General features: G+C 72.3%; 12 protein-coding genes, 2 pseudogenes and 1 riboswitch. Of the genes and pseudogenes, 3 read left to right on the forward strand and 11 right to left on the reverse strand.

All coding sequences use genetic code 11. The features are described from left to right. Positions 1 to 32 precede the first annotated feature (32 nt). Positions 33 to 278, reverse strand: a pseudogene (locus tag ABT342_RS17060) (thymidine kinase); the annotation flags it as partial. Between the two features lie 2 nt (positions 279 to 280). Between ABT342_RS17060 and ABT342_RS17065 the strand changes: the two are divergent. Beyond that, positions 281 to 460 (forward strand): annotated as a pseudogene (locus ABT342_RS17065) (hypothetical protein); the annotation flags it as partial. Here the strand turns inward: ABT342_RS17065 and ABT342_RS17070 are convergent. Both ABT342_RS17070 and ABT342_RS17075 read right to left on the reverse strand, forming a co-directional pair. Continuing rightward, a complete protein-coding gene (locus tag ABT342_RS17070; protein ID WP_351573647.1) occupies positions 457 to 1725 on the reverse strand; it encodes an ATP-binding protein in 1269 nt (422 codons plus the stop codon). The pseudogene ABT342_RS17065 and the gene ABT342_RS17070 sit on opposite strands and share 4 nt — an antisense overlap. A gap of 200 nt (positions 1726 to 1925) precedes the next feature. Beyond that, positions 1926 to 2417, reverse strand: a complete 492-nt coding sequence (locus tag ABT342_RS17075) for a DUF5994 family protein (protein ID WP_351573650.1) — start codon at positions 2415 to 2417, stop codon at positions 1926 to 1928. Between the two features lie 373 nt (positions 2418 to 2790). On the opposite strand from ABT342_RS17075, the gene ABT342_RS17080 reads away from it, so the two are divergent. Next, positions 2791 to 3990, forward strand: a complete 1200-nt coding sequence (locus ABT342_RS17080) for a PP2C family protein-serine/threonine phosphatase (RefSeq protein ID WP_351573653.1) — start codon at positions 2791 to 2793, stop codon at positions 3988 to 3990. A gap of 59 nt (positions 3991 to 4049) precedes the next feature. On the opposite strand, the gene ABT342_RS17085 is transcribed toward ABT342_RS17080, so the two are convergent. The 4 genes from ABT342_RS17085 to ABT342_RS17100 form a co-directional block, all read right to left on the reverse strand. Beyond that, complete coding sequence (locus tag ABT342_RS17085; RefSeq protein WP_351573656.1) at positions 4050 to 4700, reverse strand: thymidine kinase; 651 nt, start codon at positions 4698 to 4700, stop codon at positions 4050 to 4052. A 61-nt stretch (positions 4701 to 4761) separates the two neighbouring features. Further along, positions 4762 to 5952, reverse strand: a complete 1191-nt coding sequence (locus tag ABT342_RS17090) for an alkaline phosphatase family protein (RefSeq protein ID WP_351573658.1) — start codon at positions 5950 to 5952, stop codon at positions 4762 to 4764. Then, positions 5952 to 6545 (reverse strand): DUF5998 family protein, encoded by a 594-nt coding sequence (locus ABT342_RS17095; protein ID WP_351573659.1) that lies wholly within the window; start codon positions 6543 to 6545, stop codon positions 5952 to 5954. The genes ABT342_RS17090 and ABT342_RS17095 overlap by 1 nt, the downstream gene beginning before the upstream one ends. Before the next feature lie 52 nt (positions 6546 to 6597). Then, positions 6598 to 9795, reverse strand: coding sequence for a bifunctional acetate--CoA ligase family protein/GNAT family N-acetyltransferase (locus tag ABT342_RS17100; RefSeq protein WP_351573662.1), 3198 nt, complete (start codon positions 9793 to 9795; stop codon positions 6598 to 6600). 155 nt (positions 9796 to 9950) lie between these two features. Here ABT342_RS17100 and ABT342_RS17105 point away from each other — a divergent pair, with 155 nt between their 5' ends. Next, a complete protein-coding gene (locus tag ABT342_RS17105; RefSeq protein WP_351573664.1) occupies positions 9951 to 10232 on the forward strand; it encodes an HPr family phosphocarrier protein in 282 nt (93 codons plus the stop codon). Positions 10233 to 10398: 166 nt separating this feature from the next. Here the strand turns inward: ABT342_RS17105 and ABT342_RS17110 are convergent, their stop codons facing one another. From ABT342_RS17110 to ABT342_RS17125, 4 genes are all read right to left on the reverse strand, one after another. Continuing rightward, a complete protein-coding gene (locus ABT342_RS17110) occupies positions 10399 to 11076 on the reverse strand; it encodes a GntR family transcriptional regulator (RefSeq protein ID WP_351573667.1) in 678 nt (225 codons plus the stop codon). Between the two features lie 219 nt (positions 11077 to 11295). Continuing rightward, complete coding sequence (locus ABT342_RS17115) at positions 11296 to 12069, reverse strand: M23 family metallopeptidase (protein ID WP_351573669.1); 774 nt, start codon at positions 12067 to 12069, stop codon at positions 11296 to 11298. Between the two features lie 13 nt (positions 12070 to 12082). Then, positions 12083 to 12247, reverse strand: a riboswitch (cyclic di-AMP (ydaO/yuaA leader). A 210-nt stretch (positions 12248 to 12457) separates the two neighbouring features. Further along, positions 12458 to 13840 carry a M16 family metallopeptidase gene (locus ABT342_RS17120; RefSeq protein ID WP_351573897.1) on the reverse strand — a complete coding sequence of 461 codons (1383 nt, stop codon included), beginning with the start codon at positions 13838 to 13840 and terminating at the stop codon, positions 12458 to 12460. A 17-nt stretch (positions 13841 to 13857) separates the two neighbouring features. Next, positions 13858 to 15195, reverse strand: coding sequence for a M16 family metallopeptidase (locus ABT342_RS17125; protein WP_351573671.1), 1338 nt, complete (start codon positions 15193 to 15195; stop codon positions 13858 to 13860). Between the last annotated feature and the right edge of the window lie 37 nt (positions 15196 to 15232).

The raw sequence follows: 15232 nt of genomic DNA on the forward strand, positions 1-15232 counted from the left end.
CACTCACCGCCGGACAGCCCCTGGGGCGACGGTCAGGCGTGGCTGACCGGGAGGACGTCCGGGGACAGGGCGCTCGCGTGGGCCGAGGCGCTCGTCACGCGGCGGCGGTGGTGGCGGCGGCAGAGGACCTCGTAGCCGATCTCCTCGGCCGGGCGGTTGACGTCGCCGACGACGACCTGGGCGCCTGCGACCGCCATCTCCCCGCCCACCGTACGGGCGTTGTGCGTGGCGCGGGCGCCGCACCAGCACAGGGCCTCGACCTGGAGCTGCTCGATCCGCCGGAGCACAGCTGCGGCGCGACCTCCACGTGCCGGAACAGGACCTGGCCGCCGCCTGCACCTACCTGGCCGGCGAAGGACTGATCACCGTCGACTGGGAACCCGGCAACACCCCGGCGATGGTCACCCTCACACACGAAGGAATCCGGCGCCTGGAGGCCGAGGAGGAAGGGACGGTCTAGATGCGGGCGAACTTCTCGGTCTGGTAAACGAGTTCCTGAGCCATGGCGGCGCTGACCGTGGGCCTGGTTTCGCCGATGGTGCGCAGGTAGTCCTCGGTGGTGGGGCGTGCCCTGGTTCCGGTGTCGAAGGTGCGCTCGAACTGGGCTTGGGAGACGGTGCGCGCCACATGGGCGATGTCGGCAGGGGTGAACCCCTCGCTGGCGGACGCCAGCGCCGCGCTGTCGGCCTCCGCGCCCGCTCGGGTCAGGTAGCTCTCCCACAGCGCGGTCCTCGCGCGGTCGTCGGGCGGGCCGATCGGGAGCACGTAGTCGAAACGGCCGTGCCGCAGGAACGCGGAGTCGAGCGCGGCCACGTCATTCGTGGCGCAGACGAGCAGCCGCCCGTCCTGGCCCCGGAACCGGACGATCGCCTTGAGCAGTTCGTTGACGACACCGACCGCGATCGCGTCCGCACCGCTCCGGGTCCCGGCGATCTCCTCGACCTCGTCGATGAAGACCAGGACGTGGTCGAGCCGGGCGATCTCGTCGAAGCGCCGGTTCAGCCCGCTGGCCAGCCCGTACTCGGCGGCCAGCCGGGCGGGGAACAGTTCGAGGAACGGCCATCCCAGACGGCTGGCGATCGCGTGCGCGAACGTGCTCTTCCCCGTCCCGGGCGGCCCGAACAGCATCACCGCCCGCGGCGGTTCGACTCCGTGCTGCGCGGCCATTTCGGGATGGGCCAGTGGCAGGACCAGGCGCCGCTCGATGAGCTCCTTCTCCCTCTGCATGCCCGCGACCTTCTGCCACAGACCCCCAGGCGGCAGCTCCGCTCCCAGCGACGCGAGCATGCTGACCGCCTGAGGGGTCACCCGCCCGCGCTTCTCGAAGAAGACCAGGCCTCGACGGGCGCCGAAGCCGCAGTTGTGCAGGGCGGTGGCACCGGTCTCGCCGTCGGGCAGGACCGCGTGCACCGTTCGGACGCCGCCCGCGAACAGCCGGTGCTCCAGGGCCGTGATCAGGTCGCTGCCCAGCCCCTGGTGCCGCCAGGCAGGCGCCATGCTGATGCGCAGGATCCACGCCCGGTCACCCTCCACCCTGCTCACCGCGGCGCCGACCACCTCCTCGTCCGCGGTGGCCACCACCGCCGGGTGGAGAGCCTGGAGGGCCGCCACGGCGTCCGAGAGCGGAAAGAGCGGTGACTCTTCGGCCGTGCCGCTTTCCGCGTCGACTCGGATCACCGCTTCGAGATCGTCCTGGGTGTAGTCCCTGACACGCCAACCCGTCATGCTCAGCTCCGCGTGTTCGGCCGTACTCCCATCATCGGCCGATGCGCACAAAACACGCACGCCGGGCGAACGGTGTGGTCCAGGACCTCCACGACGACGCCGGCGTCGCGGGCGCCGCCCGGGCAGCGCGATGGCACGGCCCCTTCAGGCCGACGGCGCTGGACGGCACAGCGACACTCGCGGAGGTCCACCGCGCCGGGTCACGTCGGCTCTCCTCGCCCGGGTACGGCCGTGGGGGCGACGAGGATCTCGGCGGCCGATGTGAGGTTGTCGGCGCGGACCGCGCGGGCCATGGCGGCGCGGGCGGCATCGGGCGTGGTGCCGGGCGGTACCACCAGGAGCGCGAAGTGGTCCTGGTCGCCGCGGGTGATGAGGACGGTGTCGTCTCCGACGGGGTCGGAGTCGAGGTGAACGATACGGTCGTCGACGACCAGGCGGGTCGGCAGGCCGTTCCAGGCTGAGGCGTCCAGGCCGACACGGGTGATGGGCCCGAGGTGCTCGGTCAGCACGCTGATCAGCGCGGGCAGCTCACCCGATACATCGCGTGAGCGTGGCCACCACGCACCGTCGAGGATCCCCTCCCGGGAAGCAGTGGTCTCCAGCCGCAGGAGGGCCGTACCTGGCTGGAGCGCCGTGTGGATCGCGTCCGGCAGGGTCATCGGGGGCGTGTGCGGGATGTCGGCCTCAGCCATCGTGGTCCGCCCGTCTACGGGGTCCGGCCGCTCCCCGACCCGTGTCTGCCGGAGCCCACTCGGGCACTGCCGGGGATGCGGCACTGCCGGTCCTCACACGGTACTCCCGGTCCCGGGCAGCCGCCCGGAACGGCTCCCTTCACCATCGCGTGCCGGAGCATGCCTGGTAGCAGCCGGTCGGGCCCCGTCGGCGCACGACGGGAGCGGGACGGGACCGGGCGAGCCCTGCGCGAACCGGCCCACCGGGGAATCCGGGTCGTGGAGGCCGCCGGGCACGGAAGCCATGTGGCGTGCCCGGTCGCCGGGGAGCATCCTGGAGGCACGCCGCCCGTGCAGCCGGACGCCGGCCCGCCGTCCGGTTGGAGGCAACAGGATGACCGTCGGAGGGCGCGGGGACCCGGACCGCTCGGAGAGCTTCGGGGAGGAACTGCTCGGGGTGCTCCTGGACCGGGCGCACGAGCTGCCGCCGCACATGGTCGGCCCGCTCGTCGCCGAGACGGTGGCCCGGATGGGGGGCCGCGACCCGCAAATCCTGCTGCAGGACTACGGACAGCAGCAGCTGGTCCCCCTGCCCGCCGACGGCGTGGCCGTCGGTGGTCCCCAGCCCATCGACCAGTCCGAAGCCGGCCGGTGCTTCCTGGAGTCACGCCCCGTCGAAGTCCTGACGCCCGACGGCGTACGGGTCCACCTGCCCCTGCTGGACGGCGGCGACCAGGTGGGGGTCCTCACGGTCACCCTGGACGGGATCGACGACGACGCCCGCCGCCTCCTGTACAGGATCGCGGCTCTGGCGGCCGACCTGCTGCAGACCAAGAACGGCTACACCGACCTCTTCTTCCGCACCCGCCGCAGCGAACCGATGAGCGTGGCCGCGGAGATCCAGTGGTCCCTGCTGCCCCCGCTGTCGATGGTGATGCCGCACGTCGCGGTCGCCGGAGTCCTGGAGCCCGCCTACGACGTGGCGGGGGACAGCTTCGACTACGCCCTGAACGGCGACGTCCTGCACCTCGCCATGATCGACGCCATGGGGCACGGCCTGGACGCGGCCACGATGGCCACAGTGGCCATCGGCGCCTACCGCCACGCCCGCAGGATCAGCATCGAACTGTCCGAGATCTACCTCTTCATGGACCGGGCCATCGCCGAGCAGTTCGACCCGGACCACTTCGTGACCGCCCAGATGATGCGCCTGGACACGGACACGGGGTACCTCCAGTGGGTCAACGCGGGGCATCCCGCGCCCATGCTGATCCGCGCGCACCGCGTCGCACGCCGCCTGCGGAGCCCCACGACCCTCCCCGTCGGGTTCGGCGGGGCCCAGCCACAGGTCAGCGCGGTGGCGCTGGAGCCGGGCGACCGCGTCCTCTGTTTCACCGACGGCCTGATCGAGGAACACGAAAGCGGCCAGGAACAGTTCGGCGAGGAGCAGCTGATCGACTGGGTGAACCAGCTGGAGGAGGCGGACCACGGGATCCGCACGGTGGCCCGGGACCTGTCCCACACCCTCAAGCGGGCACGCGGCGAAACCACCTCGGACGACGCGACGCTCGTCCTGCTCGAATGGCGCGGATGACGGAAGGCTGTGCCACAACGTGCCAGTAGGACGGTGAGGCGAGCACGGGGAGGGCGCGCTCAGACGTGGTTGACGGGGAGGACGTCCGGCGACAGGGCGCTCGCGTGGGCCGAGGCGCTCGTCACGCGGCGGCGGTGGTGGCGGCGGCAGAGGACCTCGTAGCCGATCTCCTCGGCCGGGCGGTTGACGTCCCCGACGACGACCTGGGCGCCTTCGACCACCATCTCCCCGCCCACCGTACGGGCGTTGTGCGTGGCGCGGGCGCCGCACCAGCACAGGGCCTCGACCTGGAGTTGCTCTATCCGGTCGGCGAGCTCGATCAGGCGCTGGGAACCCGGGAAGAGCTTCGTACGGAAGTCCGTGGTGATGCCGAAGGCGAACACGTCCATGCCGAGGTCGTCGACGATGCGGGCGAGCTGATCGATCTGCTCGGGTGCGAGGAACTGCGCCTCGTCCACGATCACGTAGTCGGCCTTGCCGCCCCTGGAGATCAGGTTCACGAGGTACGCGTACAGGTCCATGCCCTCGGCGGCCTCGACCGCCTCCGTGACCAGTCCGAGCCGGGAGGACAGCTTGCCCTCACCCGCCCGGTCGTCACGCGTGAAGATCACGCCCTGGAGCCCGCGGGCCGACCGGTTGTGTCCGATCTGGAGCGCCAGCGTGCTCTTTCCGCAGTCCATCGTTCCGGAGAAGAACACCAGCTCGGACATAGGGTGGTGACGGCCTTCCAGTCATCTCTTGCGCGGAGTCGCAGAGCAGGGCTTACGAAGCTTACGAACGTACTTCGAGCAGCGGGACGAGCTGCTCGACAGGGGTCATGGAACCGTGCATTCCGACCATGGCGGACTCGTTCGGCTCGTTCACGGAGGCCGTGATCACGACATCGGCGTGCGCCGCGGCGACGACGTCGCCGAGCCGCCGGTAGACCCGCTCGTCGATCTGCGGCCCGAACCAGCCGGCCGCGATGGCCTCGTCCCGGCCGGCCACCCAGAAGCGGTCGCCGAGGACCTCGCGCCAGACGGCGAGGACGTCGGTCTCGGCGCCCGGGACGGCGTAGACGTGGCGGGCCCGGCCCTCGCCGCCCAGCAGGGCGACACCGGCGCGCAGCTCCCAGTCCTCGTCGAAGTCGATGCGCGACTCCTCGTCGAACGGGATGTCGATCATGCCGTGGTCTGCGGTGACGTACAGCGTCGTACGCGGCGGGAGCTGTTCGGCGAGGCGCTGGACGAGCCGGTCGACGGACATCAGCTGGCCGCGCCAGGCGTCGGAGTCGACTCCGAAGCGGTGGCCGGCGCCGTCGAGCTCGCTGTAGTACGTGTAGACGAGCGAGCGGTCGGCGGCGGCGAGCTGCTCCGCCGCGAAGTCCATCCGCTCCTCGCCGGTGAGCCGGCCGTGGAACGTCCCTCCACTGAGGGCGATCTTGGTCAGCGGGGTGTCCTGGAAGGCGGGGGACGTGACCTGGGCGGTGTGCACACCGGCCCGGTCGGCCAGCTGGAAGACCGTCGGGTACGGCTGCCAGACCTGAGGCGAGGTCCACGGCCTCCAGCGGAGCTGATTCATCAGCTCGCCCGTCTCCGGGTTGCGGACGGTGTAGCCGGGCAGGCCGTGCGCGCCGGGCGGCAGGCCGGTGCCGAAGGAGGCGAGCGAGGTCGCGGTGGTGGCGGGGAACCCGGCGGTCAGGGGGCGTCCGCTGCCGCCGAGCGAGCTGGGGAGGAGAGAGGTGAGGTACGGCGCCTCGTCGGGGTGGGCGAGGATCTGCTCCCAGCCGAGACCGTCGATGAGGAAGACGCAGTTCCGGTCGGCGGGGGCGAGCTCGGGGAGGGCGGACCGGAGTCCCGGGACGCCCTGGCCCGCGGCGATCGCCGGCAGCAGATCGGCGAGCGAGCCGGAGCCGTACGCGGGAACGGGCGCGGAGTCGAGGGCCAGCGGGACGACGTCCTCGGGCCAGTCGGGCAGCGTCATCAGCGGGCGGTCGCCGTGGCGGCGGTGGCCTCGGACAGCGCCTGCGCGAAGACGAGCGTCTGGCGGACCGTCTCCGGGCCGTCGCCCGCCTCGCTGACGCGCAGGCTGAGGTCGTCGGCGGTGGAGTTGCCCGTGTAGCCGTGGTCGGCGTCGCAGTTGGGGTCGCCGCAGGCGGCGGGCTCCAGGTCGATGCGGGAGACGGCGCCCCAGCCGATGGTGAGGACCACCTCGCGGGGCAGGGTGCCCGGGGTGTACGACTCGGGGTTGGCGACGACGCGGCTGACGACGACCGACGAGATCCGGTCGAGCTTGACCGACTCGGTGGAGGTGGTGGCGTACGGCGTCGGGGAGCTGTTGTCGGCGGCCTGCTCGTCGGTGTGGCTGACGATGAACCGCGTGCCGGTCAGGACCAGGACGGTGACGTGCCGGCGCACCTCGTTCGCGTCGAACGTGGTCTCCTGGTGGACCAGGTACGACGCGATCTGCTCACCACCGACAGCGGCCTCCACCGCTTCGGCCACGAGAGCCGGGTAGTAGCCGCTGCGCTCGATCGCCGCGCGCAGCCCCTGGGTCGTCGTACCGGTCTTCGCCATGGGCTCCATCCTACGGCCCACTCCGGGCGCTCCGGGTCCGCTCGGGGTCCGCTCAGTAGGCGGGCAGGGTGCGCGGTCCGAGGTCCGTGCGCGGCGGGGGCGGCGCCAGCCGCACGGTGGCCCCGAGGACGGACAGCCCGTGCTGGGCGACGACGACCGGTTCGAGGCTGATGGCGACCACTTCGGGGTGATCGTCGACGAGCCTGGACACCCTCAGGAGCAGCTCTTCGAGCGCGGCGGTGTCCACCGGGGCCGCGCCGCGCCAGCCGAAGAGGAGCGGGGCGGTCCTGATGGACCGGATCAGCTCGGCGGCGTCGCGGTCGGTGGCCGGGACGAGGCGGTGGGCGGTGTCGCCGAGCAGCTCCGTGGCCGGGCCCGCGAGCCCGAAGGACAGTACGGCGCCGACAGCCGGATCGATGGCCGCGCGTACGACGGTGTCCACGCCGCGCGGGGCCATGGCCTGGACGACCGGCTGGAGCTCCTCGGCCTTGCCGAAGGCGTCGGTCAACTCACCGTACGCCTGGCGCAACTGCTGCTCGGTCGCGAGATCGAGGCGTACGCCGCCGAGGTCCGCGCGGTGGCGCAGGTGCGGGGCGGTGGTCTTGAGGGCGACCGGGTATCCGAGCCGGGCGGCGGCTCGGGCCGCCGCGTCGGGGCCGGGGGCGGGCAGGGCGGCCCGTACGTCGATCCCGTACCGCCCGAGCAGCTGCCTGGCGTCCTCCTGCCCCAGCGTGACCCCCCGCTCCCCCGCGCCCCCTTCCAGCACCCGCTCGACGAGCGCGGCTGCCCCGTCCTCGTCGATGTCCTCGTACTCCGGCACCTTCCCCGGCTCGGCGGCCTCCCGCCGCCACCGCGCGTACCGCACCGCTTCGGCCAGCGCCCGCACGGCCCGCTCGGCGGCGGGGTACGCGGGGATGCGGGCTCTTGTGCGGGGATACTGCGTACCCCCGGCCCCCGCGAGGGCCTCCGCGGTCCGGGCACCATCGGCGTGCTGGGGGGTTTCGGGGGACTGCGTGCCCCCGGCCACCGCCGGCTCCTCCGCGCTACGAGCACCACCGGCGTGCAAGCCTGGGGACCACGTACCTCCGGCCCCCGACACGGTCTCCGGCGACCGCTCCGGGTCGGCGTGCCGCGTGACCCCGGCACCCGCGTGCGGCGGCCGGGCGGGGGCGGGGGCGCCCGTGGGCGTGGGGCTCGGCCCTGGGGGAGAGGGCGATGCGGCCTCGGGGGCGAGCGGCGGACCGTCGCCCGTACCGGGGGGTGTCGAAGGCGCCTGGCCCGGGGCGGGATGGCCCGCCCCCGGGGCCGCGGACTCGGAGCCCGCCACATACCCCGAGGCGGGACGCGAGTCCGAGGACGCACCAGGCGCCCCCCGCCCCCCGGAGCGCGCCGTGCTCGTCGCCGCTGTCAAGGCGTCCGCCAGGGCGCCCATCTCGACGTGGACGACGACCACCGGCTTCGCCGGAGCCGCCGTGGCCGCCTCGCGCAGGGCCTCCGCCAGGACTTCGCCGTCGCCGGACTCCGTCACACCGTTCTCGCCGACCCAGGGGATCGCCGTGACGACGACCGCGTCGCACGCGTCGTCCCGCAGCGCCTGCGCGAGCGCGGCGCGGAAGTCCCCGGGCGTGGCCTCCGTCGTGAGGTCGCGTGGCGGCAGTGGCCGCAGGCCCTCCGTCAGGCAGGCGTCGTACGTGAGCAGCCCGAGGGACTCGGAGTTCCCGAGGATCGCCACGCGCGGGCCGGCGGGCAGCGGCTGACCGGCCAGGAGCAGTCCGGCGTCGACGAGTTCGGTGACCGTGTCCACTCGGACCACGCCCGCCTGGCGCAGCAGTTCGGAGACCGTGGCGTACGGAATGCGCGTCGTCGGCACCGCGTGCCCCGGGGGCGCGCTCCCGCTGTGCCGGGCGCCCTGGACCACGACGACCGGCTTGACGGCCGCCGTGCGCCGCGCGAGCCGCGTGAACTTCCGCGGGTTGCCGATGGATTCGAGGTAGAGCAGGACGATGTCGGTGTCCGGGTCCTCGTACCAGTACTGGAGGAAGTCGTTCCCGGAGACGTCCGCGCGGTTGCCCGCGGAGATGAAGGACGACAGGCCCGCGCCCCGCCGGTGCAGCCCCGACAGCAGCGCGATGCCGATCGCGCCCGACTGGGTGAACAGCCCGATCCGCCCGCGCGTCGGCGACTCGGGCGCCAGGGAGGCGTTCAGCAGGACGTCGGGCGAGGTGCTGATGACGCCGAAGGCGTTCGGGCCGATGATCCGCATCCCGTACGACCGTGCCTGCCGGACCAGTTCGCGCTGCCGCTCCCGCCCCTCGGCCCCGCTCTCCGCGTATCCGGCGGACAGCACGACCAGCCCCCGCACCCCGTGCTCGCCGCAGTCCGCGACCGCCTCCGGTACCCGTTCGGCCGGTACGGCCACGACGGCGAGGTCGACGGGCTCGCCGATCGCGCCGACGGAGGGGAAGGCCGGGACCCCGTCCAGTTCCCGCACGTCCGGCCCGAGGGCCCGGTTCACCGCGTACGTACGCCCCGCGTAGCCCGCGCCCAGCAGATTGCGCAGCACGGTGCGGCCCACTCCGCCCGGCGCGCGGCCGGTCCCGATCACGGCCACCGACCCGGGCGTGAGGAGCCGCTGCACGGACCGGGCCTCGGCGCGCTGTTCACGGGCGCGCTGCACCGCGAGGGATTCGGCGGTCGGTTCGAGGTCGAGCGTGAGGTGCACGGACCCGTCCTCGAAGCTCCGCTTCTGGGTATAGCCGGCGTCCGTGAACACCTTGATCATCTTGCTGTTCGCGGGGAGCACCTCCGCCGCGAACCGCCGGATCCCCCGCTCCCGGGCGACCGCCGCGATGTGTTCGAGCAGCGCGGAGGCGACGCCTCTGCCCTGGTGCGCGTCCTGGACCAGGAAGGCGACCTCCGCCTCGTCGGCGGGCGCGGAGGCGGGCCTCCCGTCCGCGTCGATCCGGTCGTAGCGGACGGTCGCGATGAACTCACCGCCCACCGTGGCCGCCAGGCCCACGCGGTCCACGTAGTCGTGGTGGGTGAAGCGGTGCACGTCCTTGGCCGAGAGCCGTGGGTAGGGCGCGAAGAAACGGTAGTACTTGGACTGGTCCGAGACCTGTTCGTAGAAGCTGACGAGCCGCTCGGCGTCCTCGGTCGTGATGGGCCTGATCCTCGCGGTGCCACCGTCGCGCAACACCACGTCGGCTTCCCAGTGGTCGGGGTACGCGTGATCCGACGGGCTCTGCATGGGGCCAGCGTACGGCTCCGGCAACAGCGTCGGCACGGCTCGCGGACACGGCTCGCGGACCGCCTCGCTCCAGGGCACGCTGGGGGCACTCCAGCACGCATGAGAGACTGGTCTAGACAACATTTGGCACCGAAGAGCACCCGAAGGGCATCACCATGGCTGAGCGCCGCGTCAATGTCGGCTGGGCCGAGGGCCTCCACGCCCGCCCCGCCTCCATCTTCGTCCGTGCCGCCACGGCGTCCGGCGTCCCCGTGACGATCGCCAAGGCCGGCGGCACCCCCGTCAACGCCGTCTCGATGCTCGCGGTGCTCGGTCTGGGCGCCGAGGGCGGCGAGGAGATCGTGCTCGCCTCCGACGCGGAAGGCGCCGAGGCCGCTCTGGACCGGCTGGCGAAGCTGGTCGCGGAGGGGCTCGAGGAACTCCCCGAAACCGTCTGAGACCATCCGGTCCCCGAATTTGCTGAATTCTCGCGGGGAATGCGGAGCGGAGCCGCGCACCACCTTCATCGGTGCGCGGCTCCGCCGCTTTATACGCGTTTACGCGCGGCGAAATCCCACAAAGGGAAATCTCCGATGCGAATACTTCTTGTATACGTCGGCCATGTTAATGACGGCCGCTCACCGTGTTTACGGAGTGTTGCGAAGCCCTCACCACCACACCGGTGCGCAGCCGGTGCGCGCCGTTCGCCCGCTCCGCGTGCATCGCGGTGAGCGCCCTGGCCCGCTCCGCGTCACCGCGCGCCACGGCGTCCACGATCGCGCCGTGCTCGGCCCACGACTCCAGGGGCCGGGCCGGCTGCTCGACGGCGTACATCCAGGCGGTCTTGTGCCGGAGCTGGGTGAGCAGGGCGGTGAGGCCGGGACTGCCGCAGGCCTGGGCGAGGGTCTCGTGGAACCAGGCGCCGAGCGAGCGCAGGTCCTCGCCCTGACCCCGCCGCGCCCGCTCCTGGCCCAGTCTGACCAGGCCGCGCAGCACCTTGAGGTGCGCCTCCGTGCGCCGCTGGGCCGCGCGCGCCGCACCCAGCGGCTCCAGCAGCATCCTGATCTCCAGCAGATCGGCGGCCTCCTGCTCGGTGGGCTCGGCGACGCAGGCTCCGGCGTGCCTGCGGGTGACCACGAAGCCCTCCGACTCCAGGGTGCGCAGCGCTTCGCGCACCGGTACGCGGGATACGCCGTAGCGGCGCGCCAGCTGCTCCTCGGTGAGCCGGCTGCCGCGCTCGAAGACACCGGTGATGATGTCGTCGCGGATCGCCGCGCATACCGAGCGCGCTGGAATGCGCATACCGAACCTCCGCTTTAATCCTCGCGAAACCCGTGGATCTCTGCCCGATCGCCCTGCCTGTCCGGTGACTCTATTGCAAGGGGACGGAATTTCCGACGGCGAACGGGAATCCATGGATATCTTTTGGCCGGAAGACGACGAAGGCCCCGGCTCGGTTCATCCCGAGCCGGGGCCTTCGCTGAAGATCTCAGACGCCGAAGATCTCAGACACTGAAGGTCTCAGACGTTCACGCCGTGCGCGCGCAGATACGCGACCGGGTCGATGTCGGAGCCGTAGTCCTCGCCCGTACGGGCCTCGAAGTGGAGGTGCGGACCGGTCGAGTTGCCGGTCGATCCGGCGCGGCCTATCTGCTGGCCGGGGGTGACGGTCTGGCCGACCGAGACGTCGATCGACGCCAGGTGGCCGTACTGGGTGTACGTACCGTCGTTCATCTTGATGACGATGTTGTTGCCGTACGCGCCGCCCCAGCCGGCCTCCACGACCTTGCCGGAGCCGACGGCCACGACCGAAGTGCCGGAGGCGGCATGGAAGTCGACGCCGGTGTGGCTGCCGGAGGACCAGAGCGAGCTGCCCGCCTGGTAGCTGGTGCTGACGTACGAGCCGGCGACCGGGAGGGTGTACGACATCAGGCGCTTGCGCTCGGCCTCGCGGGCGGCGCGCTCCTCGGCCTCGCGGGCCGCCTCGGCGCGGGCCTCCGCCTTGCGCTTCGCCTCGGCCTCGGCCTTCGCCTGGGCGGCGGCGAGGTCGGCCTCCAGCTGCTGGGCCTCGGCCTGGGCGTCGATCTGCTCGGCGAGGTAGTCGGGAGCGACGATGGCCTGGGTCAGGCCGGTGTCTTCGAGGGAGAGGCTTTCCGCTTCGGCGGCGACCGCCGGGGAGGCGAGGGTTCCGATGACTCCGGTGGTGGCGAGGGTCGCGACTCCGGCCACGCCCGCGCTCCTGCGCGACAGCCGGCTCGGACCACGATGCTTCCCGGTGGCACGGGTGAACGCCATGTAGTGGCTGATCCTTTCCTTCCTTCTCGCCTACCGGGTTAGCTGACGGGTTCGGAGCAGGAAGGTCTCCTACGGGCCCCTCCGCACCGGGTGCGAAGGCGTCCGATTCACCCCAGGGGACATGTGGGTCCCCGGCTCCCCAGGCTCGCGCCGGACGGGGACTCGGCGATGGCTGCCCGATGCCGCGGGTGCGGCTGGTGCAACTGACGGGCAGCGCAGAAGACGCTAAGCGGGAGATCATTCAATCACCAAACAGACACGCCGATTTGTAGTGCATGCCACAGGGCAGACACCTACATCCCCCCTCGAAGCGGACATAAAAAGGACCCCGGTGGCATGCCTGCCGGCCGGGGTCCCTCTCGGCCCTCTTCGGGCCCTCTCGGCTCAATCAGCCCGTGACAACGGTCACTTCACCGATGCCGAGCTCCCGGATCGGGTCCTCGATCTCGTGTGCGTCCCCGACGAGGACCGTGACGAGCCGGTCCACCGGGAAGGCGTTGACTGCCGCGGCCGTCGCCTCGACCGTGCCGGTCTCCGCCAGGCGCGCGTACAGCTGGGCCTGGTAGTCGTCCGGAAGGCCCTGCTCGACCTGGTCGGCCAGCGTGCCCGCCACGGACGCCGCCGTCTCGTACTTCAGCGGGGCCACACCCACCAGATTCTGCACGGCGACATCGCGCTCGGCGTCGGTCAGCCCCTCCGCGGCGAGCGTGCGCAGCACCTTGAAGAGGTCGTCCAGCGCCGGTCCCGTGTTCGGCGTGTCCACGGAGCCGCTGATGGCGAGCATCGCGGCGCCCGTGGCCCCGCCCGGGGCGGTCGGGGCCGTGGAGCGCAGCACCTGCCCGAAGGAGCGCACGCCGTACGTGTAGCCCTTCTCCTCGCGCAGGACGCGGTCCAGGCGGGAGGTGAGGGTGCCGCCCAGGCAGTAGGTGCCGAGGACCTGGGCCGACCAGACCCGGTCGTGGCGGTCCGCGCCGATCCGGCCGATCAGCAGCTGGGTCTGGACGGCTCCGGGGCGGTCCACGATGATGACGCGGCCCGTGTCGTCGGCGGTGATCGGCGGCATCGGACGGCTCTCCGCCTTGTCGCCGGTCCAGGCGCCGAGCGTGTCGGCGAGCACCGCGTCGAGGTCGACGCCGGTGAGGTCGCCGACGATGACGGCGGTGGCCATCGAGGGGCGGACGTGCGCCTCGTAGAAGGCGCGTACGGCTGCCGAGTCGATGCGCTCCACCGTCTCCTCGGTGCCCTGACGGGGGCGCGACATCCGGGAGGTGGCCGGGAACAGCTGCCGGGAGAGCTCCTTGGCCGCCCGGCGGGCCGGGTTCGCGGTCTCGTGCGGGATCTCGTCCAGCCGGTTCTGTACGAGACGCTCGACCTCGCTGTCGGCGAACAGCGGCGCGCGCAGCGCCTCGGCGACCAGGCCGAGGGCCTTGGGCAGCCGGGAGACGGGGACCTCCAGCGAGACCCGGACGCCGGGGTGGTCGGCGTGCGCGTCGAGCGTGGCGCCGCACCGCTCCAGCTCCGCGGCGAACTCCTCCGCCGTGTGCTTGTCCGTGCCCTCGGAGAGCGCCCGCGCCATGATCGTGGCGACGCCGTCCAGGCCCTCGGGCTCGGCGTCCAGCGGGGCGTCGAGGAAGATCTCGACCGCCACGACCTGCTGGCCGGGGCGGTGGCAGCGCAGGACCGTCAGTCCGTTGCCGAGCGCGCCGCGGTCGGGGGCGGGGAAGGCCCACGGCTTGGCCTCGCCCGGCTGCGGCTGCGGGTGGAAGTCCATGGTCACGGCAGCGTCGGTCACTGGACCGCTCCCTCTTCGTCGTCGTTGTCCTCGGTGGCCGCGAGCGGCTCGTACACCAGCACCGCCCTGTTGTCGGGGCGCAGCCGGGCCTGGGCGACCGCCTGGACCTCCTCGGGGGTGATGTCGAGGACCCGCGAGACCGCGCTGAGCGCCAGCTGGGGGTCGCCGAACAGCACCGCGTACCGGCAGAGTTCGTCGGCGCGGCCCGCGACCGTGCCGAGCCGGTCCAGCCACTCGCGCTCCAGCTGGGCCTGTGCGCGCTCCATCTCCTCGGCCGTGGGGCCCTCGGCGGCGAACCGGGCCAGCTCGTCGTCGACGGCGGCCTCGATGTCGGGCACCTCGACCCCGGCGGACGTCTTCACGTCCAGCCAGCCGAGCGAGGGGGCCCCTGCGAGCCGCAGCAGGCCGAAGCCCGCGGCGACGGCCGTGCGGTCGCGGCGCACCAGGCGGTTGTGCAGCCGGGACGACTCGCCGCCGCCGAGGACGGTGAGCGCCAGGTCGGCGGCGTCGCACTCGCGGGTGCCGTCGTGCGGCAGCCGGTAGGCGGCCATCAGGGCGCGGGCGGGCACCTCCTCGACGACCTCCTCGCGCAGCTGCTGCCCGATGATCTCGGGGAGGGAGCCGTCGCGCGGCGCCTGCTTGCCGTCGTGGGACGGGATGGAGCCGAAGTACTTCTCGACCCAGGCGAGGGTCTGCTCGGGGTCGATGTCTCCGACGACCGACAGCACCGCGTTGTTCGGCGCGTAGTACGTACGGAAGAAGGTCCGCGCGTCCTCCAGCGTCGCCGCGTCCAGGTCGGCCATGGAGCCGATCGGGGTGTGGTGGTACGGGTGGCCCTCGGGGTAGGCGAGGGCGGTCAGCTTCTCGAAGGCCGTGCCGTACGGCACGTTGTCGTAGCGCTGGCGGCGCTCGTTCTTGACGACGTCGCGCTGGTTCTCCATGGACTCGTCGTCGAGTGCGGCGAGCAGCGAGCCCATGCGGTCGGCCTCCAGCCAGAGCGCGAGCTCCAGCTGGTGGGTGGGCATGGTCTCGAAATAGTTGGTGCGCTCGAAGCTGGTGGTGCCGTTGAGCGAACCGCCGGCCCCCTGGACCAGCTCGAAGTGCCCGTTGCCGTGCACCTGCTTCGAGCCCTGGAACATCAGGTGCTCGAAGAGGTGAGCCAGGCCCGTACGGCCCTTGACCTCGTGGCGCGAACCGACGTCGTACCAGAGGCAGACGGCGGCGACCGGGGTCAGGTGGTCCTCGGAGAGCACCACGCGCAGGCCGTTGGCCAGGCGGTGCTCGGTCGCTGTCAGGCCGCCGGAGCCGGCCTGCGCTGTGGCCGTGTGACCCATGGGCATGTAGTCCCTTCGATCGCGTTGCTTGATGTCC

The sequence above is a fragment of the Streptomyces sp. NPDC000410 genome, assembly GCF_040300305.1.
GTDB lineage: Bacteria > Actinomycetota > Actinomycetes > Streptomycetales > Streptomycetaceae > Streptomyces.

Excerpts from the sequence above, each read along its gene's own strand:
- ABT342_RS17070 (WP_351573647.1), bottom strand. The coding sequence starts at position 1,725 with ATGACGGGTTGGCGTGTCAGGGACTACACCCAGGACGATCTCGAAGCG.
- ABT342_RS17075 (WP_351573650.1), bottom strand. The coding sequence starts at position 2,417 with ATGGCTGAGGCCGACATCCCGCACACGCCCCCGATGACCCTGCCGGAC.
- ABT342_RS17080 (WP_351573653.1), top strand. The coding sequence starts at position 2,791 with ATGACCGTCGGAGGGCGCGGGGACCCGGACCGCTCGGAGAGCTTCGGG.
- ABT342_RS17085 (WP_351573656.1), bottom strand. The coding sequence starts at position 4,700 with ATGTCCGAGCTGGTGTTCTTCTCCGGAACGATGGACTGCGGAAAGAGC.
- ABT342_RS17090 (WP_351573658.1), bottom strand. The coding sequence starts at position 5,952 with ATGACGCTGCCCGACTGGCCCGAGGACGTCGTCCCGCTGGCCCTCGAC.
- ABT342_RS17095 (WP_351573659.1), bottom strand. The coding sequence starts at position 6,545 with ATGGCGAAGACCGGTACGACGACCCAGGGGCTGCGCGCGGCGATCGAG.
- ABT342_RS17100 (WP_351573662.1), bottom strand. The coding sequence starts at position 9,795 with ATGCAGAGCCCGTCGGATCACGCGTACCCCGACCACTGGGAAGCCGAC.
- ABT342_RS17105 (WP_351573664.1), top strand. The coding sequence starts at position 9,951 with ATGGCTGAGCGCCGCGTCAATGTCGGCTGGGCCGAGGGCCTCCACGCC.
- ABT342_RS17110 (WP_351573667.1), bottom strand. The coding sequence starts at position 11,076 with ATGCGCATTCCAGCGCGCTCGGTATGCGCGGCGATCCGCGACGACATC.
- ABT342_RS17115 (WP_351573669.1), bottom strand. The coding sequence starts at position 12,069 with ATGGCGTTCACCCGTGCCACCGGGAAGCATCGTGGTCCGAGCCGGCTG.
- ABT342_RS17120 (WP_351573897.1), bottom strand. The coding sequence starts at position 13,840 with ATGGACTTCCACCCGCAGCCGCAGCCGGGCGAGGCCAAGCCGTGGGCC.
- ABT342_RS17125 (WP_351573671.1), bottom strand. The coding sequence starts at position 15,195 with ATGGGTCACACGGCCACAGCGCAGGCCGGCTCCGGCGGCCTGACAGCG.